This window comes from Dictyobacter halimunensis (genome assembly GCF_036245075.1).
Genome location: NZ_BSRI01000001.1, coordinates 2904028 through 2925801, shown reverse-complemented (window position 1 = coordinate 2925801; position 21774 = coordinate 2904028). Strand labels below are relative to the sequence as shown.

At 55.2% G+C, this 21774-nt stretch carries 22 protein-coding genes; 10 read left to right on the top strand and 12 right to left on the bottom strand.

Annotated elements, in window-relative coordinates; all coding sequences use genetic code 11:
- Positions 1-311: 311 nt before the first annotated feature.
- Positions 312-809, top strand: coding sequence for a DUF1579 domain-containing protein (locus AABA21_RS11895; protein ID WP_338250121.1), 498 nt, complete (start codon positions 312-314; stop codon positions 807-809).
- 283 nt (positions 810-1092) lie between these two features.
- Positions 1093-1869 carry an SDR family oxidoreductase gene (locus tag AABA21_RS11890; RefSeq protein ID WP_338250119.1) on the top strand — a complete coding sequence of 259 codons (777 nt, stop codon included), beginning with the start codon at positions 1093-1095 and terminating at the stop codon, positions 1867-1869.
- A gap of 141 nt (positions 1870-2010) precedes the next feature.
- Here the strand turns inward: AABA21_RS11890 and AABA21_RS39345 are convergent, their stop codons facing one another.
- Both AABA21_RS39345 and AABA21_RS11885 read right to left on the bottom strand, forming a co-directional pair.
- Complete coding sequence (locus AABA21_RS39345) at positions 2011-2121, bottom strand: rhodanese-like domain-containing protein (protein WP_420917108.1); 111 nt, start codon at positions 2119-2121, stop codon at positions 2011-2013.
- A 24-nt stretch (positions 2122-2145) separates the two neighbouring features.
- Positions 2146-3816, bottom strand: a complete 1671-nt coding sequence (locus AABA21_RS11885; RefSeq protein ID WP_338250117.1) for a cation:proton antiporter domain-containing protein — start codon at positions 3814-3816, stop codon at positions 2146-2148.
- 353 nt (positions 3817-4169) lie between these two features.
- Between AABA21_RS11885 and AABA21_RS11880 the strand changes: the two genes are divergently transcribed.
- Positions 4170-4814, top strand: coding sequence for a class I SAM-dependent methyltransferase (locus tag AABA21_RS11880; protein WP_338250115.1), 645 nt, complete (start codon positions 4170-4172; stop codon positions 4812-4814).
- Between the two features lie 189 nt (positions 4815-5003).
- On the opposite strand, the gene AABA21_RS11875 is transcribed toward AABA21_RS11880, so the two are convergent.
- The 5 genes from AABA21_RS11875 to AABA21_RS11855 all read right to left on the bottom strand — a co-directional run bounded on the left by AABA21_RS11875 (position 5004) and on the right by AABA21_RS11855 (position 9093).
- Entirely contained in the window at positions 5004-5987 is a 984-nt protein-coding gene (locus AABA21_RS11875) for an SDR family NAD(P)-dependent oxidoreductase (RefSeq protein ID WP_338250114.1), read from the bottom strand.
- Between the two features lie 68 nt (positions 5988-6055).
- Positions 6056-6628 (bottom strand): TetR/AcrR family transcriptional regulator, encoded by a 573-nt coding sequence (locus tag AABA21_RS11870; RefSeq protein ID WP_338250112.1) that lies wholly within the window; start codon positions 6626-6628, stop codon positions 6056-6058.
- A gap of 162 nt (positions 6629-6790) precedes the next feature.
- Positions 6791-7702: a hypothetical protein gene (locus AABA21_RS11865; RefSeq protein ID WP_338250110.1), complete on the bottom strand. Its 912-nt coding sequence runs from the start codon at positions 7700-7702 to the stop codon at positions 6791-6793.
- A complete protein-coding gene (locus AABA21_RS11860) occupies positions 7677-7967 on the bottom strand; it encodes a hypothetical protein (RefSeq protein ID WP_338250108.1) in 291 nt (96 codons plus the stop codon). Before AABA21_RS11860 ends, AABA21_RS11865 begins: the two co-directional genes overlap by 26 nt.
- Before the next feature lie 127 nt (positions 7968-8094).
- On the bottom strand, positions 8095-9093 hold the full coding sequence (locus tag AABA21_RS11855) for a YIP1 family protein (protein ID WP_338250107.1): 999 nt from the start codon (positions 9091-9093) through the stop codon (positions 8095-8097).
- A 276-nt stretch (positions 9094-9369) separates the two neighbouring features.
- On the opposite strand from AABA21_RS11855, the gene AABA21_RS11850 reads away from it, so the two are divergent.
- From AABA21_RS11850 to AABA21_RS11835, 4 genes are read left to right on the top strand one after another with little or no spacing between them, the layout of a single operon-like run.
- Positions 9370-9984, top strand: coding sequence for a TetR/AcrR family transcriptional regulator (locus AABA21_RS11850; protein WP_338250105.1), 615 nt, complete (start codon positions 9370-9372; stop codon positions 9982-9984).
- Positions 9985-10005: 21 nt separating this feature from the next.
- Entirely contained in the window at positions 10006-11247 is a 1242-nt protein-coding gene (locus tag AABA21_RS11845) for an amino acid deaminase/aldolase (protein ID WP_338250103.1), read from the top strand.
- Positions 11248-11307: 60 nt separating this feature from the next.
- The gene (locus AABA21_RS11840) at positions 11308-12633 is read left to right on the top strand and encodes a D-arabinono-1,4-lactone oxidase (protein ID WP_338250101.1); all 1326 of its coding nucleotides are present in this window, start codon (positions 11308-11310) and stop codon (positions 12631-12633) included.
- 48 nt (positions 12634-12681) lie between these two features.
- Positions 12682-14091: an APC family permease gene (locus AABA21_RS11835; RefSeq protein WP_338250099.1), complete on the top strand. Its 1410-nt coding sequence runs from the start codon at positions 12682-12684 to the stop codon at positions 14089-14091.
- Positions 14092-14139: 48 nt separating this feature from the next.
- Here the strand turns inward: AABA21_RS11835 and AABA21_RS11830 are convergent, their stop codons facing one another.
- Positions 14140-14466, bottom strand: a complete 327-nt coding sequence (locus tag AABA21_RS11830; RefSeq protein WP_338251020.1) for a GNAT family N-acetyltransferase — start codon at positions 14464-14466, stop codon at positions 14140-14142.
- A gap of 281 nt (positions 14467-14747) precedes the next feature.
- Between AABA21_RS11830 and AABA21_RS11825 the strand changes: the two genes are divergently transcribed.
- From AABA21_RS11825 to AABA21_RS11815, 3 genes are all read left to right on the top strand, one after another.
- The gene (locus AABA21_RS11825) at positions 14748-15341 is read left to right on the top strand and encodes a Clp protease N-terminal domain-containing protein (RefSeq protein ID WP_338250097.1); all 594 of its coding nucleotides are present in this window, start codon (positions 14748-14750) and stop codon (positions 15339-15341) included.
- 60 nt (positions 15342-15401) lie between these two features.
- Complete coding sequence (locus AABA21_RS11820; RefSeq protein WP_338250095.1) at positions 15402-16196, top strand: class I SAM-dependent methyltransferase; 795 nt, start codon at positions 15402-15404, stop codon at positions 16194-16196.
- A gap of 266 nt (positions 16197-16462) precedes the next feature.
- Positions 16463-16660, top strand: coding sequence for a hypothetical protein (locus tag AABA21_RS11815; RefSeq protein WP_338250092.1), 198 nt, complete (start codon positions 16463-16465; stop codon positions 16658-16660).
- Positions 16661-16846: 186 nt separating this feature from the next.
- On the opposite strand, the gene AABA21_RS11810 is transcribed toward AABA21_RS11815, so the two are convergent.
- From AABA21_RS11810 to AABA21_RS11795, 4 genes are all read right to left on the bottom strand, one after another.
- Positions 16847-17998 carry a lipid II:glycine glycyltransferase FemX gene (locus AABA21_RS11810; RefSeq protein WP_338250089.1) on the bottom strand — a complete coding sequence of 384 codons (1152 nt, stop codon included), beginning with the start codon at positions 17996-17998 and terminating at the stop codon, positions 16847-16849.
- A 490-nt stretch (positions 17999-18488) separates the two neighbouring features.
- Positions 18489-19352 carry a mechanosensitive ion channel family protein gene (locus AABA21_RS11805; protein WP_338250085.1) on the bottom strand — a complete coding sequence of 288 codons (864 nt, stop codon included), beginning with the start codon at positions 19350-19352 and terminating at the stop codon, positions 18489-18491.
- Between the two features lie 273 nt (positions 19353-19625).
- Positions 19626-20570 (bottom strand): diacylglycerol kinase catalytic domain-containing protein, encoded by a 945-nt coding sequence (locus AABA21_RS11800; RefSeq protein ID WP_338250083.1) that lies wholly within the window; start codon positions 20568-20570, stop codon positions 19626-19628.
- Between the two features lie 276 nt (positions 20571-20846).
- Positions 20847-21710, bottom strand: coding sequence for an SPFH domain-containing protein (locus AABA21_RS11795; RefSeq protein ID WP_338250081.1), 864 nt, complete (start codon positions 21708-21710; stop codon positions 20847-20849).
- Positions 21711-21774: the final 64 nt, after the last annotated feature.

Sequence of the window (21774 nt, the reverse complement as noted above, 5' to 3'; positions counted from 1 at the left end):
CAGCGAACCACACCTCCAACGGAGCTGGTTTCCCTGCTGCTGCTGAACTGCTGTCAGGCGTATGCGATTGTCACAACACAATTCAGATCGGCTCATGCATTCTCTTCCATCTGATCAATCCAGCCCACGCAAGCTGGACGAGCTAGCAGAAGTGTACCACGCCCGCTCCATCTTATGCAAGGCATCGACTCTATAGAACAGCTGTGGGCCCTGTCACATGTAGAGCTTCTCTATCAGAAAAAATCAATTAGGGCCGATTATGTCCAATTGAACCTGTATACTCAAAAAATAATATTCATTGGAGGGCAAACATGTCTGACATAAGTGATTTCGATTTCTTTCTACATACCTGGAACGTTGTCAATAAGCGCAAGAAGGTGCGCTCTCTCTATGAAAATCCTGAGGACAATCAAGAGGCTGAATGGGAAGAATTTACGGGCGTTGCGGGTATGGGCACCCGGTATTGCGATGGGCGTGTGATGGTCGACCATTATGAGGGCACCTTACCCTCTGGACAGATCGTCAAGGGCGTCAATGTGCGGGCCTATAATCCCGAGACGGGCGAATGGTCGTTCATCTGGCTCGACAATCGCCAGGCTCCCGATTTTGAACCCCTGGTTGGTAAATTCGAGCATGGAGTTGGCCGCTTCGATAGCTTCATCACCACAAACGATGGCAGGCACGTGCTCGTTCGCTTTCAATTGGATCAGTTCACTGAAAATTCCTTCCGCTGGCAACAGTTTTTCTCGATGGATGACGGAAAAACCTGGGATGTGAACTGGATCATGGAGTCAACCAGACGACAGTAGTGTCCCTGGCACCACACCTTCAGACCGCGCGTGGCATCGGCGTCTACAGCCTTCAGAACTACTTCCGGCGGGCAACAGCGGCATAGCCCTCGTCATGGACTATGCCGCCCTTCTCGAAGCAACCGCCAGCGCTAGCATCCAACAGTTGAGCTAGCTCTATCAGCACATCAGGAAAACACACGAAGAATAGAGCTGTAAACCCATCAACATAGAAAGGGTATGGTAATATGAGAGCCATATCGAAGCACTCTATTATACCTGATAAAGATAGAAGGAAATATCTATGCCTCACGCGAATAAGGAAGACGAAAAGAAAGCTGGAGCAATCGTCGTGACCGGCGCCAGCCGTGGCATCGGAGCCGCCACTGCCAGGCTCGTGAGCGCGTCTGGCTTCGCCGTCGCGGTAAACTTCACCCATGGAGAGGCAGCAGCCCACGAAGTTGTTGCTCAGATCGTTGCCGCTGGCGGCCGAGCCACCCCCATTCAGGCCGACGTGGCGCATGAAGAGGATGTTCTGCGCCTGTTTGAGACAGCCGAGCGCGAGTTAGGTCCGCTACAGGGACTGGTAAACAATGCCGGCATCACTGGTGGCTTTGCGCGCGTTGAAGATGTGCAAGCCGAAGCGATCACACGCATGCTCGCGGTCAACGTCACAGGCACCATCCTCTGTTCGCGAGAAGCCGTGCGCAGGATGTCCTTGCGCCATGGTGGCTCGGGTGGCTCTATCGTCAACATCTCCTCACTCGCGGCGCGCACCGGCGGCTCCGGCGAATGGGTCCACTACGCCGCCTCCAAAGGCGCGATCAACAGCTTTACCATAGGGCTGGCGCGCGAGGTCGCCAGTGAGGGTATCCGCGTCAACGCCGTTGCCCCCGGCCTCATCGAAACCGATCTGCACGCCACCAACGGCGACCCCGACCGCCCCCAGCGAATGAGCCCGACCATCCCCATGCAGCGAGCGGGCACACCCGACGAGGTCGCCGCCGGTGTCCTCTGGCTGCTCTCACCCGCCGCCTCCTACACCACCGGTGCCATCCTTGAAATCGGCGGCGGCCGTTAACATGATAAGCAGCTTTTTGCTCTCTAATCGCCCAGCATGAGCGCATGCTGACATTTGCCTACGCAACTCTGGCTGGAGATCACACCCACTAAAAAATAAGGCGTACGATCCAGCTGTGCTGTGATCGTACACCTTGCTTGGTTATTCAGACGGTTTTGGCTCGATTGGCAACCCGGCTTCTTTCCAGGCGTCCCAGCCTCCGGTGAGGGCATAGGTACGCGGCCAGCCGGCTCGTCTCAGTTCTTGCGCCACACGGGCGCTTGTCTCTTCGTTCCGTCAGGTGCAGTAGCCGATGAGCCAGCTGTCGCGGGGCAGTCCTAGCTCCGTAGCGTCTGTCACCGCCTTTTCAGGCGAGATGCGGATGGCGCCCTTCGCCTGCTCGTCGCTCGCGCCATAGGGACGCAGCTTGCGCACATCCAGGATGAAGACCGGCTCTTTCCTGCGCCAGAGATCAAGCAGCTCATCAACCGAGATGCGGATCGAGGACTGCGGCCCGCTCGTCTTCACCGTCTGGGCTACCTTCGTCTGGACACTGCCAGTACCATCTCGCTGCTCCTCCATCGGCGCAGGCGGCGATAGCAGAGGGACCGCGATGGGCCGCCGTCGTGGACTAGCCTCCTTCGGTTCACCGCCCTGATCGCTGCCATGCGGCTGCGCCTCCACCGGCTGCCTGTCATGGTCACCTTCACCACGGGGAGCCTCTTCCGGCTCGTTGTCGGGTCTGTTCGCAGTCGGATGTGGAGGTCCACCGCGCTTCTTCTTCCGCGCCAACAGGAACATAGGAGCGCTCCCATGCACGACTACGGAGAAGAGTACGACCAGCGCGCAGATCGGGAACAGCGCCTGCGAACCCGGCAGGCCTGCGAAGACCGGCAGCAGGATTAGCAACAGCGAGCTGAGCCCGCGCGGTCCGAACCAGGAGATGAGCAGGCGATCGCGCAGTGCCAGCTTCACGCGCGCCAGGGAGATCAGGAAGGCCACCGGGCGCACCAGCAGGGCAAGCAGCGCGAATAGAATAAGCATGCCGTTGATCTGCCCCAGGCCGCTCCAGATCAGCGAGCTACCGAAGAGCACAAACGTGAAGAGCAAGGTCATCTCCGCCGTAGTCTCACCGTACTCAAGAAAACAATCGCAGAGCTCGACATCGAGCAACGAGATGGTCAGGCCAGCGGCGAAGGCAGCCAGAAAGCCACTGCCATGCACGGCTTCCGCCGCCGCGTAGGCGGTAAAGGCGATCCCCAGCGAGAAGATCGACTCGTAATCGCGCCGAATGCTGACGCGCCTGCGAATCAGATCCAGTGTGGCCACACCAATAACGCCCACCAGAATACCCGCACCGGGACCCAGAATCAGCAGATCGAGCGCCAGCTTCGCCCACTCAGACGGCGTGGCGGAGGTCTTAGGATCTAAGAAGACCATCGCCACCAGCACGATCGGCAGCAGGACTATATCGTTCAGGCCGCTCTCCAGGCGCAGCACCAGACGCGCGGTTGCGGGGATCCCTTCGCGGCGCAGCAGTCCACGTAATAACACGGGGTCGGTTGATGCCAGCGCCGCCCCCACCAGCGCCGCAGCCGCTGGCGCCAGTCCCAGCAGTCCCCAGCCCGCTATCCCTACCAGGAAGGCCGAAAGCAGCGTGCCCGGTCCGAGCACAAGCAAGACCAGGGGGCCGGATTTCTTGATCTCAGAAAAATCCAACGCGATAGCATCGGTAAATAAGACCAGGACCAGGCTCAAAGTTGATACAATACGGATGCTAGGAGAATCGATCGTAATATGCAGCACGTTCAGGCCAACCGGACCCAATGCCGCCCCCAGGGCCAGAAAGGCCGCGACCTGGGGAAAGCCACTCTTCTCAATCACTCCAGAGAGGAGGGCAGCTATAATAATGACCACGCCTACCAGAGCCAGTATGCTTACCAGAGACTCGGCGCTCATTTCATTCATCAGCAACTCCCGCTTACAAATAACAAGAATCAGCCCAGCGCCATAAAGGCTTTCTGGAATCTTAAATCACACATTGGAATGGATGGATCACAGAGCAATCACGCTCTATATCGCCCACGCGTTTCTCTTATTGTACACACACGCCCTCCCTCAATGTGAATACGAGCGCCTATGCTACAGCCTCTGACAACTATGGGAGATGCTTATGATGGATAGAACAATTGAACAGGTCAAAAATATTCTCCACCTTTGCCATAAAAAATCTTAATACTGGATATAGCCTCTATGTGCTTGTTTTACCGAGAAGGGACTGGTACGCTAAGAAGAGCTTCACGAGAAGAAATGAGGAACTTATGAGCCAGATTAACCGTATCTTCGAACCCGTTCTGAACAAACACTACGGCTGCCCACAGGGAGTGATAGGACGCTTTGTGGGTGAATTGATGGTGCGCCAGCATGAGAAAGAGACAGCCTGGACCGTCTCAATAGCCAATGTACAGCCGACCGATCGTGTGCTAGAGTTTGGCTTTGGAGCAGGCAAAGCCATTCAACTATTAGAGCAAAAAGCAACGCATGGCTCCGTGTATGGCATTGATCTCTCTGCCACGATGGTCAAACGTGCCCAGGAGCGCAATGCGCGCGCCGTCAAAGCTGGACGGGTCACGCTCCAGCAAGGAGAGGCCACGCGACTCCCTTTTGCAGAACACTACTTTGACAAAGTAATCAGCATTCATACCTTTTATTGGTGGTCAGAAGAACCCCACACGATCCTCACAGAAATGTTCCGCGTTCTCAAACCAGGAGGTACGCTTATTTTCACGTTCGCGCATGGGAAAACGGACGAGGAGCGAGACTACTACGATCAAACATTCATCGAAGAACAAGTGTTTACACCGATGAAAAGCGTCGGGTTTACAGCAGTATCATCCAGGCCAGGTCCTATCTCTCGTCAGTTCAAGCACATCGCCGTGTTGGGGACCAGACCCTCCGCTTCATAAAGAAGCTACAAGAATGATACTTATCACAATGGCCCAATGACTTCTAAAAGCTAGACGACAGCCCGCACATCACGCAGCAGCTAACCAGTCTTTCGCGCGATGTGCGGGGCAAAGCTGTCGTTTTCACACGTATCCTGGACCTACCTCGATATGGACACGTATCCTCCCACACCATGGATTTGATTCGCCTTACACGGTGGCCTGGGCGATGGGTTCGAGCGAGACCGTCCACAATCTCTGTGCGGTGTCCGCGTCAATCGCCCACTGCTTAACGCCGTCGCTATTTTTGAACAAGTCGGCATCATTGGGTACCGTATGGGCCTCCTGACCATCGGTAAGATAGTGCCCGCCGGTGTGTGCGAATTCGGGAGCAACTGCCGCGACGAGGGTAGTAGCGGCGCCTTGCTCGGCAGTCTTGTAGACGAATACTCCCGAGGCTTCGGCTTCTGCCAGGTAATCTTTTTGCTTCTGTGTGAAGTCTCTTTGCAGCCCGGTGGAGACACCGCCAGGATTAACAGCGTTGGCGACGATGTTGTCAGCGGCCCAGCGGCGCGTAGCTTCGACCGCGAATAACGAGTCGGCGGTCTTGGACTGCGCGTAGGCCGCCTGTGGGTCGTATTCGCGTCGCTCAAAGTGGATGTCGTCGAACACGACCGGTGATCTCATATGTGCTGTGGAACTGACTGAGACGATGCGTGCTTCGCCACGTTCGCGGGCGCCAATGGCGAGGGCGTCATGCAATCCGAGGCTCAGGGTGAAGTGCCCAAGGTAATTGGTGGCGAACTGCAGTTCCCAGCCCTCCGTAGTTCGGGACAGCGTGCTCGGAAGGGTCCCTGCATTGTTGATCAGTAGATGCAGTGGCCCATTCCAGTTCTGGACAAAGCTGGCTACTGAGGCTTGATTAGAGAGATCCAGAGCGGTGACGTGCACACGCTCATTCCTGGTAGACTTCACAATGTCCTCAGCGGCCTTCGTGCCAGCGGCGATATTGCGGACTGCGAGGGTAACTTCCGCGCCCGCACCGGCGAGTGCGCGAGCGGTCTCCAGGCCAATGCCAGACGAGGCACCGGTGACGATAGCACGGACATTGGTAAGGTCGAGACCAGCCACGACATCCTCAGCGGTGCTTGTAGCGTTGAATCGGGTTGTGATAAGTGAATTGGGCACTGTCATGATAACCTCTTGAAAGGAAATACGAGTAGTTAAATGAGTGCCTACATACTCATTTAACGGGAAAATTTTTAAGGCCCGGTCACCGCGTTCCAGAAAGCGGTAAAGCCAGCATCCCAAAAGCGGTCGGCCTCTGAAGGATGGTGCGCGATAAACTCAATTGTCATATTCATGAGAGAGAGGAGTAAGGCTGTGCCAAATGCATAGGGCTGATCCTTGAGAGCGCCATAGGCAAACAGTTCCTGGACTATTGCATGAAGAGCTTCGTATCCTTCCATACTCAGGCGCCTGGTCTGCTCCTGGATAGAATCCGAAACGCTCAATTGGGTTATGACTTTGTATTTATCAGGATGGGCAATGCCGAATCTGACATACATGTCCCAAATATAACGAGCACGAGCCTCTAAGCTTGCCTGGGCGGGATAGGTGTCAAGCATATTTGCTCGCACTTCGGACTTCAATTCCAAATACAATTCATTGAGTAGCGCCTCCTTGGTCTCAAAGTAGGTGAATAGTGATCCTTCTGAGACTCCGGCTACTTTAGCGATTTTAGAGGTAGAGACACTCAAACCTTGCTCGGCGATCAGCTGAATTGCCGCCGCAAGGATAGCATTGCGTTTCTCTGGACTTTTGGGTCTTGCCATACACTCCTACCAATCGAATAATGACTGAGTACACACTCATTATAAAGCCAACGGAAGTTTTTTGCAAGGCTGACGTTGTCCATAGCCCAGTTTGGCAAGGTGGTCGGCCCTCACCCTGAGCATACCAATATATTCTACTTTCACAGCTATCCGCAAACAGAATTAAGTTATACACCGCACGTCGCGCAACAGCAAGCCAGTCTTTTGCGCGATGTAGCTATTCAAATAGTCCGAGGCTACCTGATACTCGTCCTTGCTTACACGCCGATAACCACGCTTTCCATCAGAGGTATCACACATGAAATAACGGAAAACCCGTTTGCTCGGAGCCCGTTCATTGGGCCAGCGCACAATCACCGTGGCGCTTGACAGCTCGACCCATTGCAGCGTGTCTATGTGTAGCGCATCCATTTGCATAAAAAACGCTCCAACTGCGAACAGGCTAACCTGTCGCCAGGACACACGCCGCCTCACACAGCCGGTTCGTACCAGCAAATCATGCTCACCAGCTACAATCTCAACAGAGCCATCTAGCATTGTCAGGCCGGCCACAATAATCGTTATCAGAAACGAAAAAGCTGCAATGCCAACACCAACCATCAACAGGATACTAACAGGGGTTGACCCCAATGGCGGATGGGCATAAACATTGTCTCTAATCAAAAGTATAGCCGGCAATGCACCTATGCCGAAAAAAACCATGCTTACTCTTAAGGCGATATCGACTATCCGAGGCCGTTTTTTTAATGCCAGAGTCGTCAATGGTCGCGATGCTGGCTGTGGCTGTGGTTCATAGAGCGGACATTGCTGTGCATTCAACCTTGCTTGCTCGATTTTGTGCCAGTTATTACGCCAGCCCACGAAACAGACTTTCAAGAAAAAGATGGCATTTATAGTCACAATGGTATACAGCACAATCATAACCCAATTGCCTATGGCTTTAGGGCCGGTCAAAAAAGATTGGAGTTGAAGAGAAAAAACCCAGGCCAGAAATAGCACAGCTAAAAAAAGTCCGAAGCAGAGCTGTGCATAACCCATTTTATCGGGCTTAATCATTTGATCTTCCTGCAACATCAAAATATCCAGGTCTATTCATTTGAGTCTGATTCATTTCACGCCATGCTGCACGCCTCCTGGCTATCTCTTTTTTGACCGTCAATAGCAAAGCCAAACTACCTAAAGCCCACACCATAATAAAAAACCATAAAGATGATGAAGCTTTACCAGACATAGCCGCATCAAAAATGTCATGAGCCCCAACAATTATCATGCACACATAAGCTGCAATGACGCCTCGATAAGAGCGGAGGTATCCTCTTTCGTCAGATTTATTCTTCAACTTATATCTCCCAAGCAACTCAATACCGCTGTGAATTTTTTGATTCTCTGTCCTGGCAGACCTGAAATTAAGAGTTTTCCCTATAAATGCAATAGGGAAAACTCTTTTCTATTTGAATAATCTTAAATTAGTGTGCCGCACTAGAAGCAAGAGCGATAAACATAGCTATAAGCAGAGCACCACCTATAATTCCCAGAACGAATGCGATAATTGGTAGAATAAGGACTGCCAGGGTAGCCCTTCCCCCGCTTAAGCGGTGAACGGCCATGGTCATCAAAATCATCAGAACATACGTATAGATGCTGACCGCGAAACTTAAAAAGAGACCCACAAATGGAATCAGCATCAGCAATCCACTGATAATCTGGATCGGAACATAGAAGAGCAAGGAACTATAAATGTACTCGATGAATTCTCCCCGCCCCTTGAATAGTTTGGCGATAAAGTAGTAGATTGTCCAGGAAATGAACAAAGAGATGGGCGTTGAAAAGAGCGCGGTCAAACTGCCCTGCAGAGCCATTCCTTTATATATATCCACAAAGCTGGTTGTGCCGATCTTTGGTGGATTGAACAATGATAAAAACGTCGGGAGCACGAAAGCATAGGTCGCAAAGCTGATCAACGCTCCAATAATAGCGATGAAAGCAACCTGCACCCAGATAATATTCCAGGCCGCCTTCTGCTTCTCCTCGGCAAAGGTAGCGACGCTCGGCCTCGTCAAAACTCTCAGATACTGTTTGGGGAGCTGCTTGATCGCCTCACCCAAAGGCAATGGCTGACGATTATTAGGCCTGGGGGGATAAGGCTGTCCGTTTGGCGGTGGCGGATAGCCATAGTAAGGATAAGCAGGCGGCGGATAGCCATATCCTGGATACGGCTGTCCGTTTGGCGATGGGGGATAGCCATATCCTGGATACGGTTGTCCGTTTGGTGGCGGATAATTATGGTAAGAGTTGGGAGGTGAAGGATAGCTATTCCCAGGATAAGCTTGTCCACTTGGCAGTGGGGAATATTCACGATAGGGCATTGATCCATCAGATATGGGATAATATGCAGCATCGGGCTTCTCATCTGGCTGCGGGGAATTCGCTGCTGGATTATTATCCTGAGCAGGCTCTTCAGACATATGAAATCCTCTTTTTCTCTGCAAACGTCTAATTCGACAGAGAGCTTAGAATAAAAGCTATTAAGGCTTTTTATTCTAATAGAAACGTATCGATTAAGCAAATATTCAACCACAAATGAGGAAATATCAGCAGATTAGCTATGGTTACATACCTTTTCTCAATATACCTTCTATAAGAGGCGCACCTCGCACAGATTTCTCTTGACTTATCCTTTTTTAGTGGTTACTATTTATTCAATCGATTGAATAATTTTTTCTGTGGAGAAAGGGATCATTTTGGTCAAGCTGGAGCCGGTCAGCACGCGGCGTGGGGGTATTATCGAGGCGGCGATGCGCGTGCTGGCGCGCGATGGCATCGCGGAGACGACGACGCGCAAGATCGCGGCCGAGGCGCAGGTCAATCAGGCGATGCTGCGCTACTATTTCGGAAGCAAGGATGAACTGCTGTTCGCTGTGCTGCAGACACTGATGCAGCAGACCGGCGAGATCGTAGGCTCGGTCGGCTTCGATGGTCGCACACTGCCCGAAGCCATCGGGCATGGTCTGCGGGCCTTCTGGTCCCATGTCGAGTCTCATCCTGAGCAACAGATCATCCAGTATGAGCTAACGCTCTATGCCCTGCGCCATCCTGAGTCGGCCTGGCTGGCCCGCCAGCAGTATGATGGCTACTGCGCGGTCGTCGAGGAGCTATTTGAAAAGGGTATACAGGACACGGGGCAGACCTGCGTAATCACGACGGCCGAACTGGCACGCTTCGTGGTGGCCGGCATCGATGGCCTGATCTTGCAATTTATCAGCGATCGCGATACGGCCAGGGCCCGGCGCGACCTGGAGCATCTTATTATATCGGTCACCTTATTGGCGCTACATTCCGACGGGCAACCATCATAGCATCTAAAGGAGCTACGCCATATGAGCATATCCACCGATCCCCTCGCATCCTCTCCGGCACAAACACAGGAGCCGCGTGGCTATCAATACTATAAGAAAATACTGGCAGGTCGGACGCTACCGCTGGCCTACCTGGATCTGGATCTGCTGGACCAGAATATCCGGGCCGTGGCAGAACGATCTGGCGGTAAACGTATCCGCGTGGCCTCGAAATCGGTGCGCAGCGTGTGGGTGCTCAGGCGCATCATGGCGGCCGATCCCTGCTTCCAGGTCATCATGTGTTTTACGGCCCGCGAGGCGGTCTACCTGGCATCCCAGGGCTTCGATGATCTGTTACTAGGCTATCCCACCTGGCACGAGCAGGATATCGCGGCGGTGGCCGCCGCGATCAAGGCCGGGACGCGCATCACGCTGATGATCGATAGCGTTGCGCATATCACCCAGATCGAGCGGGTCGCCAGCCAACACGAGGTAACGATCCCGGTCTGCCTGGACCTGGATATGGCCTTGCACCTGCCCCGACTGCATGTGGGCGTATGGCGCAGTCCGCTGCGCACGGCGGAACAGATGCGACCGGTGCTGGAAAGCATCGCGGCCGCATCACACGTACTGCTGGATGGCATCATGGGCTATGAGGCCCAGGTGGCGGGTCTTGGCGATAACTATCCCAAAAGCGCGACCAAAAACGCGCTGGTACGCTATCTGAAGGGACGCTCGATCCGCGAGGCTGCCGCGCGCCGATCCGCTGCTCTCGCCATCATTCAGAGCTATAACCTGCCGCCGTTACGCTTTGTGAATGGTGGCGGCACCGGCAGCGTCCATACCACCCGCGCAGAGGAGGCCGTCACCGAGATCACGGTCGGCTCCGGCTTCTACGCACCTGCTTTATTCGATAATTATCGCGACTTCCGCTATCAGCCGGCGGCCGGCTTCGCCATTGAGATCGTGCGCCAACCCACGCCCAGCATCTATACCTGTCTGGGCGGCGGCTATATCGCCTCGGGCGCCGTGGGACGCGATAGATTGCCACAGCCCTATCTACCAACCGGGGCACTCCTGGAACCGTTGGAGGGCGCCGGAGAGGTGCAGACCCCCATCCACTACACCGGACCAGAGAAACTCCAACCAGGCGATCCGATCCTGCTGCGTCATAGCAAGGCCGGCGAGCTCTGCGAACGCTTTAACTCTCTGCTGCTCATCTCTCACGGCACAGTAGTCGATGAGGTCACCACCTATCGTGGCGACGGTCAGTGCTTCCTGTAATATCTATTTTCATCTATTTAAAGCCTGTATCTACATTTTATTTGATGCGAGGAGACTCCAATGGCCACAGAACAGACACTCCACTGGCACAACTGGTCCGGCTCTGTCCGTGCCAGCCTGCAACAAGTGGTCCAGCCATCCGACATCGCGGAACTAGCTCGCCTGATCCACCACTACCAGAGTACAGGACGCCATGTGCGCGTGGTGGGGGCTGGTCACTCGTTTACCCCGCTGGTCGAGACCGACGATATCCTGATCTCCCTCGATAATCTGCAGGGCATCGAGGAGGTTGATGTAGAGGCGGGGACGGCCACGGTGCTGGGTGGCACGCGCCTGAAGGAGTTGGGTGATGCCCTGCTGGCCCATGGCGTGGCACAGGAAAATCTCGGGGACATCGATGTACAGAGCATCGCGGGCGCCATCAGTACCGGCACGCATGGTACCGGCGTCCGCTTCGGCAACCTGTCCACGCAGGTTGAGGAGCTAACCTTGGTCACTGCCAGCGGCGAGGTCCTGGTCTGCTCCACCGAGCATAACGCGGAGATCTTCAAGGCCGCCCAGGTCTCGCTAGGCCTGCTGGGTGTGATCGCTCGCGTCAAGCTACGCGTGGTCCCGGCCACCCGCCTGCGCTTCAAGAGCTACCGCGAACACCTGGACGTGTGCCTGGATAATCTTGACGACTATAAGAATAACAACGACCACTTTGAGTTCTTCTGGATGCCGCATACAGAGTGGGTGCAGGCCAAGTTCTTGAATGAGACGCGGGATAAGGCCAGCGGCAACAATCTATGGGGGCAATTCAATAAAGTGGTGCTGGAGAACGGGCTGTACTGGCTGCTCTCGGAGACATGTCGCCTGCGTCCAGCGTGGACTCCGGCAGTCAGCAAGCTGTCGGCCCAGGGCATCGCCAGCGTGGATGAGGTGGACTATAGTCACCGACTCTTCGCCACGCCGCGCGCGGTACGCTTTCAGGAGATGGAGTATAACATTCCAGCCGAGCACTTCCCAGCGGTGCTGCAGGAGATCAAGCAGAGCATCGCAACCCACCACACGCGGGTGCATTTTCCAGTGGAGTGCCGCTTCGTGCAGGCCGACGATATCTGGCTGAGTCCTGCCTACCAGCGCACATCCGCATATGTGGCGGTGCATATGTATAAAGGCATGCCCTATCGCGAGTATTTTCAGCAGATTGAGGAGATCTTTAAGCGCTACCAGGGGCGCCCTCACTGGGGCAAACTACATACGCAGGATGCCGAGAGCCTGGCGCGACTCTATCCGCGCTGGCACGATTTTCAGCGGATACGGGCCTCGCTTGATCCTGAGGGTCTGTTCCTCAATGCCTATCTACGCAGCCTGTTCGCTATCAACGAGCCTGCTGCGCTCTGATCGTTCCATAGTGTTTGTCCGCTTCAGCTTCAGCAAGGAGTGCCACATATGAGTGATGCGTCGTCCCCCATGCCGGCAAGCGCCCCGGCAACGCCCGCGCTGGGAAAAGGGATTCTCGGTCTGCGCCACGCGGTGGTGATCTCGGTGGCGGTGATGTCACCAGCCGCCTCGATCTTCTTTAACACGATCCCCCAGGCCGGCGTGGTGGGCGCGGCCGTCCCCCTCTGCTACGTGGTCGGCTTTATCGTGGCCCTGCTGGTCGCCAACCAGTACAGCGAGATGTCGCGCGAGCTGCCCTCCAGCGGCTCGGCCTATACCTATGTGCGCGAGGGACTCAGTCCCCACTGGGGCTTTCTGACGGGCTGGCTGGGCCTGATCGCCGTCGCGGTCGGCGCGCCCTACTCCTTTGTCCTGATGAGCGCCAACATTCAGACGCTGGTGCAGCGCTGGTTCGGTCTACAGGTCAGCTGGATTTTCTGGTTTGTGCTGGCAGTCGGCATCGTCTTCGCGCTCTGCTACACCGGCATCCGCCAATCGCTGAGTGTAGATATGACCCTGCTGGCCTTTGAGATCGGCATCTGCCTGATCCTGGCGCTGCTAATCCTCTTCCATGTGGGCGCGCAGGGTGGGCTGAGTGCGGCCCCATTCAGTGTCGGACAGGTTCCCAGAAACGGCGATCTGACAGTCGGGATTATCCTGGCGGTACTGAGCTTTATCGGCTTTGAGACGGCGGCCACGCTGGGTGAGGAGACCAGCAATCCTCATCGCAACATTCCACGGGCGGTCTTCGGCTCGATGCTGGTGGTGGGCGTCTTCTACGTGCTGATGGCCTACGTGGCGACGGTGGGCTATGGCATCAACAACATGGCCACCGGCTACGCCAATGATCCAGCGCCCTTCGATACGCTGGGACGTCACTTTAGCGGCGGCATCTTCGCCAGCATCATCGACCTGGCTGGGACGCTCTCGTTCTTCAGTGCAGCCCTGGCCATCATCAACGGCGGCGCGCGCATCATCTACACCGTGGGACGCGATGGCCTACTGCCGCGCTGGACCGCCCTGACGCACGCCACGCACCAGACGCCAATAGGGTCTGTCACCCTGCTCTGCGTCTTCGCCCTCGCCTGCGGCATCCCTATGGGCATCCTCATGACGCCCATCACCGCCTTCTCCTTTCTCGGCACGCTGGACGCGCTCTTCATCCTCCCCATCTACATCCTGGTCAACATCGCCTGCGTGCGCTTCTTCTGGCACCAGCGCCGCAACCAGTTCAAGCCCATCCGCCACCTGCTCATCCCCATCCTCAGCACCCTGCTGATGGCAGCTATCTTCGTCGCCGCCTTCGTCTCACCGGGACCCGCCCCGCTCAGCTTCGTCCCCATCGTCGTCGGAGCCTGGATCGTCGCAGGCCTCATCATCCTCTGGCTTCTGCGCACCAGAATCGCCACCACCGCGTAGGTGCCCGGCTTGCTCGGGCTTGCCGCGCAGCGGCCCGGTCCCCGGACGTTAACTATCCACACAGAGCAGGAGGCCGAGCAGCGCTGATCCTGCTCGTGCTCTTTCGCTCGTTTCAACAGAGGGCGGAACGAGCGCCAGCTTATCGGCGGCGATGAAATAGACCTTGCTGGCGATCTGGAAACCAGCCTTCTCAATACCACGTTGAGAGGCCACGTTCTCATGCTGATGAACGATCCAGAAGCGCTCGTTCCCCTCACCCTCGCTCCTCAAAATATGTTGAAGCAAGCGAGGATAGATGCCTTGGCCTCTCCACGCGGGCAAGGTCACAAAATAATAAAGGAAAAGCCCCTTCAAAGCGACCTGGAACGGTTGCATGGGATGCATCGCATCATGTTGGTTGCTTTTTCGAGCGGCGAGGAAGGAAGCAGGGGCAAGCCCCGCACGTACTGATTCCCTTTCTCTTCATGCATTTTCTTACATTGAAAGTATTGGAGCTTGCTCCTGCTTGTCGCGAAGCGACGACGTACCCTCACATCTATGTCCACCAAAAACTCAATCTCGCCTTGACATGTGGGTATTTACCATGGTATTCTCAAAATATGACCATGGTAAATACCCCTGTATTCGCAGAAGTGAAGAGAGAAAGGAGCGTTTGTATGCCATCCAGTAAGGATCGTCAGAGGATAGAAGTTCCGGTCTATCTCTATGAGCAGCTGGCGCAGATCGCCCAGACGGAGGATCGCACGGTCGCCAGCGTCCTCCACCAGTTGCTGTTTCAGGCGTTACAGAGCTATCAGCCGACATGGATACCCGGCAAACACCTCAGCCGCTTGAATGCGCATGCTAAAAACGTACTTGCCCTGGCTCAAGAGGAGGCGCGCTCCTTCAACCACAACTATATCGGGACCGAACACCTGTTAGCGGGCCTGCTGCGCGAACGCGACGGTCTTGCCTGCCTGGCACTGGAGAAACTAGGCGTTACGCTTGATCTCGTGCGCGCCGCTATCACCGAAAAGATTGGCCGTGGTCCTGAGCCTGTTCAGGGGGATATTGATTATGTGCCGCGTGTGCGCAAGGTGCTCTCGCTCTCCCTGGATGAAGCCGAGCGGCAGGGCAGCGGCTTCGTGCGCACCGAGCATATCTTGCTGGCGCTCGTGCGCGAGGGCGGAGGCATCGCCGCCGATATCCTCGATACTCAGGGTGTTCTAGGCAAAGTGCGCGCACAGGTATCCGAGCTGCTGGGACAATAGCGTCATAACAACTTCTCGTAGAAATGATAGGACCACCAACCAAAGTCTGGAGGAACCATCATGACAGACACCAGTCATATCTGGACCGGCAAAGCCCTCAGCTATAACCAGGCTCGTCCGACGCCTCCACCAGCTCTGCTCGATCTACTGACACAATTGATTGACACACCACATCCCACCCTGGTGGTGGATCTGGGCAGCGGAACTGGATTGTCTACCGCGCTCTGGGGCGAGCGTGCCGATCATGTGATCGGAATCGAGCCCAATGCCGATATGCGTAAAGAAGCCGCCCGGACAATAGAGGGCCACCCCTACGCAAACCATATCGAGTATCAGGAGGGACTGGCGCATCAGACCGGCCTGCCAGACGGGTGCGCTGATATCGTCACCGCCGCCCAGGCGTTTCACTGGATGGAACCGACCGCGACCCTGACCGAGGTCGCCCGCATCCTGCGACCAGGAGGACTCTTCGCGGCATATGACTATGATACGCCATTCGCCATCCACTGGGAACTTGATCGGCTCACCCAGGATATGACCAGGCGCATCGTAGGACTGATCCAGCAGCGCGGCCTGACTCACACCCTCAAGATCTGGCCCAAGGATAAACATCTCGACCACATGCGCGAGAGCGACCACTTCCGCTCCACACGAGAAGTGTTCTTGCACCATGTCGAACACGGAGACGCGACACGCTTTCTTGAGATGATGCGCAGCAACGCCTTCAGCAACCAGTTCCAATTCACCGAACAAGAAAGCGGCCTGGATCGCCTCAGCAGCGCGGCGTTCCAATATATCGGGTCCGAACCAATACCCTGGTATATCAGTTACCGCGTCCGCATCGCCATCAAATAATTCTCACCCCCAAATGAATACGCATCGTCGTCGTAGGTGCTGGGCTTGCCCCAGCTTCCCCGTGCCCGGACGCACACGTTCCCCCCACCAACGCCACCTCCCCAGCAAAAATACGCCATGCGGTACGTTGCAGGGATCAGAGTTTGTCTTATTCGCGTCCATGTATAATATGATTGGAGTCGGCTTTCACTTTCAACCTGCCATTACCAGAGAAGAGGTCAGGTTGAAAATACGTCAGCAATGTGCAGCAGATGGAGGAGGGTAGTATGGCTAATAATACAGATAAGTGCGAACACCTGCGTAAGTTACACGATCGCCTGGTGGAGGAGATCAGGGTTTTGAAGGAGGATCTGCAGGCAGCGGAGGAAGAGGGGGTCAATCCGATCGAGACGGTAAACATTGTAAAAAGCCTGCAGAAGACGCTCAGTACGATAACGGTAGAGCTGGAAAAGTGCCACGGCTAAGCAGCAGCCATGCCTGTTTGCCTGTCATGAGGTAACCGCATGCTACCTCATGGCAGGCAAACTTGCTATAGATGTGCCTGATCGGACATGTGCTGTCCGATGAGCGCGCTGAGGTTTCTGCATAATCCACAAAAAAGGAAGAGCCAATATCATAGCTGGCTCTTCCTTTTTTGTGGATGAACAGGCTTATTTGGCCGGGACGGTGGCCTCTTGCTTCTTCGCGTCGGCGGCCTCTTGCTTTTCTTGCTTTTTGGCGCCATAGGTAGCGCGTTTCTGAGCCAGTTCTGAGCGGGCGTATTTGGCCCGGTCATAGGTATGCTTGAGATCGCGGATCAGGTTGTAGAGCGTATAGATGGGCAGGTTGTAGGCCTTCTCCTGGCTGACCATGGCGCAGCGTGCGTAGCCACCGAAGCCACGCTTGAAGGTGTAGACGCCCCAGTTGGGATCTTTGGGACCCTCTTCATCGCTGAGATCGACGGGGATGCCCATGAAGTTGTAATAGGTGCAACCATGCTCGCGTCCCCATTGGAGCCCGGTCCACTGCAGCAGGTGGTTGGGCATGACGTTGCGGTGCTGGGCCGAAGAGGCGCCGTAGCGATACCAGCAGCACTTGCCGCTGCGCATCACGATGATGGCGGCAATCGGCGTGCCTTCATACTCGGCCAGGAAGAGGGCCGCCTTCTCGCCCGGCTCGAACAGGCTCATCATATGCTCGAAGTGTTCCTGCGAGTGGACATAGAATTTGTCGCGCTCACCGGTCTCCTGAAATATCTTATGGAAGGCGCTCATATCCTCTGGACCATGGCCCTGGCGAACAACGACGCCTTTGCGCTTCGCGAGGCGGATGTTGTAGCGCCACTTCTCCTTCATCTGGGCCATCTGCTCCTTCTCATCCGCGTAAATGTCCAGCACCCATTCGTTGCGACCGTGCAGGACGCTATCGCTGGCTTTGAAGCCGCTCTGCTGAAAGAAACGCAGCCAATCAGCGTCATCGGTCTCAGCGACCGGATCGATCTTGATCATAAAGGCCTTGTGACGACGCGCCTGACTGTTGACGAAATTCATCAGCAGCGGCAGAGCTGGCTCGTTGGCGCTGGCCGCGATGGGCCCACGGGGAACATAAAAATAATAGCTTTTGACCGTGGGAACGTATATTACCAGCACCATCATAGCCGCCCGGAGTTGATCCTGGTCATCCAGCACACCACAGTACAATGGCTTTGAATTGGCATGCTGGGCCAGCTCACCCCACTCGTACGTCTGAGTGATAGCCCCAAAGGGGGCGGTGGCAATAAAATCATCCCACTGTTGCTTATCGGTAATCAAACATGCATTCATATTGTAAGCTTTCTATGGCTGTTTTATCTCGTTGACTGATTCCACGGATACAACTGGCTATCCTTACATTAAAACGTTCTTTATAGGAAGATAGAAAAATTTCTTTTTTTTACCGCCTCTAACAGTTGATAGATACCAGTGTATAAAAAAATGGCTGCCAATAGCAGCTTTTAGTCCTAAAATAGGAGAAAAAGATGAGGAATCGGGGCGATTCCACTATCTTTCTTAACCATTTTTATGAGAATGGGTCTAACTCCGTTACTCTGGGGAGGCGTGAGCACCCCCACACGCGCGTCCGCTACGCGGCCGCATTGTTTGGTAGTAGGTGGTGTAACACAGTGAGCGCGTGCGGATGCACGCGCTCACTGTGTTACACCACCTACTACCAAACAAAGGTGTACACCACCTGCTAGTAAACAGAGGTGCCTGTGCATGTATATAGTCACATGCAGGCACCTCTGTTTGATTAAGATCAGTCCACTGCGCGAGTTTAGCGCTGTGGAGGATTGTTATTTGGTGATACCCGCTGCGTCGGAGAGTCGTACGGAGATGGTGGCACCTGCTGTCCTGGGGCCACATTATTGTACTGCTGCTGCTGCGCATAGGGATCATTTACATTGTTCGCGGACCTCGTTGGCGGGCGCAGGTTGCCCTGGGAGGCAGCCGTGCTCATGGCGCTCACAGTAACCTCGGTACGATCCAGCATGCGCTTGGCGGCATCACGTCCACCGAGACCAAAGGCCAGGCCGAAGGCAAGGGCAGCTCCTGCTACGATGGCACCAAACAGCTCATTGAGCAGGGCAGGAGCGATATTCAACTGCTCCAAAGCGATCAGGACGGAGAACCCGATGATCGCGTAACGGGCGATGCCGGCGAACACATTGGGATTACCCACATGCGCGGCACCAGTCGCTCCACGAACGATATCCGAGACAAACACGGCCAGCAGCGCACCCAGGAAGAGCACCAGGATGGCAACAAAGACGTTCGGGATAAAGGCAACGATGCTGTTCAAGACGTTGCTAACAGCTGGCACACCCAGGGCATCGGCCGCGGGGACCAGGAAGATCAGCAAGATGAACCAGTATACGATGCGACCAAGCACACCGGCGGCGTCCATGTTGACATTGAGGTTCTGCTCAAAGCGGCGCAGACCGATGCGATCGCTCAGGCGATCAAAGCCAATCTTGCGCAGCAAAAAGGTCACAGCCTTGGCGACAAGAGAGGCGATAATCAAACCAACTACTAAAATGATGATAAATCCAAGCAGCCGGGGAATGAAACTAAGAATCAGGTTGACCGCATTGGCCAGGGCACTAATGATAGCGGTTCCCCAATTGGTCACAACTGTCATGAAGGGAATCCTTTCTTACAATGCTATTTGTTAATAACTACTATCTTGCAATCAGCTGGTGCGCCAAAATGAATTAGGACATGATGCAAATTTTATTTGTGCGCGGCTGAATTGCGCCAATCTTAGCTGCTTTTAATACGGGCTACACAATGAATAAGAATACAATTCCTAGACACACACATAACAAAGTTTAACTATGATGCATTATATACATGAGTATATTTTGCACTCCTGCTCGCACGAGGCGTGCTCGATGCAACATCTTTGCGCAGGCTATTTTCTGACTACCAGGTGCGCTTTACGCTCGGCCAGGCCGATGCGGGCGATGAAGCCGGAAGGGAAGGCAAGGTAATCGCTCTCGATGCCATCGCTAAATATGACACCGTTCTCGGGCATCTGCGATGTAATGACCAGTTCCTGGCCGCGCTGCAGCTGCCCAAAGACCAGGTTGGCCTGAGAGATCCTGGAGACGAAGGGCTCGCGCACGGTAAACCAGGCCTGCTCGGACTCCCAGCCCAGGGCCAGTTGCTCGCTGCTCGGCGGCTGCGCACTGCCTCCTCCAAAATAGGAGGCCACCGACCAGGCACCCTGGGTGATCGAACGGAACCAGCCGGTACAGCCAGCGCCGGTGGAGACGATGATGCCGCTGGAGATCTGGGCCTCGCTCTGACTCCCCAGCTGCAGTCGATAGCGCGCCGAGGTATGGGTGCGTGGACCGATAAAGAGATCATTGATGCCATACAGCACCTGCCCATCGTTGAGACCAGCTTTGACCATGGAGATACGCGTGACCTTGCCGCGTCCCTGCAGGAGACGCGCTACAGCTGAGCGTGCCTCCTCGTAGTGAAAAGGGATCAATATCCCGTCCACGCGCCGGGGATCGGGATTGAGCGCCAGGATGGGCTGCGTGGTCAGGTACTTGGCAGTATTGATCACCAACCCATCGGGACCCAGCGTGACGACCAGGTCGTGCTCGTCAAACTGATAGGTGGAGAGGAACTCGCGCTCGATAAACTGCTGCTTGAGCTCTCCCGGCAGTTGCCGCTTCACACTAGCCAGCGCCTGCTGATACTGCTGATCCTCCAGTTCATAATCTCGGAATGGGATCTGATTTTGCTCCAGGTAGAAGCGCGCCTGCTCCTTTGAATTCAGGCGGTAGATCAGTTCCTCCAGAGCAGTCTTCTTCGTTACCACGACAATGCGTTCAATCTCAGCCATAGCGCTTCCTCTCTTTCTTTCGTAAGCTGGTCTCCCTCTCGTCTTATCGGAGTACGTGAGCGCCCCTGTTACACCAACATACTATGGGCTGTTGAGCACCGCAGCCTGCTTGCGTTTTTGCATTGGTGCATGGGGGCGCGAATGCGTCCCCATGCACCAATGCAAAAACCGGTGCGGCCGCGCTCACGTGTCCCCACGATAACGAGAGTCAGGCACGCTCTAATAAAAGAACGGACATGTCGACATCATGTCTTGATTACTACAAGAAACCGCGGATCAGCCTTTGAGAAGTTGCTCAAGGATCTCGGAGGTGATGGTCAGGTTGCCGATCTTGTGAGCATTGTCAGCGAACTGGCGGAACGCGAGGGCGAGTAGTTGCGGCGACGCCAGTTCCCGATAGGGTGTCAGGCGGATGCGTGTGGCCTCGGCCTCGAACTCGGCCTCCTGGCGCGCGTTCTCACCTTTGAGACCCACCAGCTCCTTGCGGCTCTGCTCCAACGCGATAGAGGTCGACAATTCGTTCTGCTTGATCTTGCGCTCCTGCTCGACCGCCTCGGCCCGACGAGAGTAGATGGCCTGATCGGCCCGCTGCTGCAGCGCCTCACGCTGCTCCGCCTCCAGGGCCTTGGTGATCTCCGGTGTGGCTTTAAGCGTCGTATAGAACAGGCTGACACAGGCGATACCCAGTTGGGTCAGGGCCTGCTCGTTGCGCAGACGCTCAAAGACATTGCCAGCCAGCATCTCAGAGCTGCGCAGGGCATCCTCCAGCGCCAGCCGCTGCAGCAGGTTGCGGGTATGCATCTGCACGATATTGACGATGCGCTGATTGAGCTTCGCCGGATCCTCGCTGCGATAGTTGTGGGTACGCGGATCGATGGTAAAATTCAACAGCTGCGAAATGGTGGTGGGATCGATCACCCGATAGGTAATCTGACCCTGCACGATAACAGCCTGAAAGTTGCTGGTGATCTCATTAAAGATGAAGGGTGCATCTATCGTTGATAGAGGCACCCGCGCGATGGTTGTGCTAGGTCCCCAGTACCAGAACGAGCTGCCCGCCCCTTCATGCACGATGCGCCCATTAGAATAAGCGAAAATGTACTCGGTCGGTTCAGCCTTAAAGTATGAAAACAGAGCCATAATGTTCCTCTCTTCATCGTTATCCGGTCTCGCTCGGCCTACTTAGTGTATATATGACACTAAG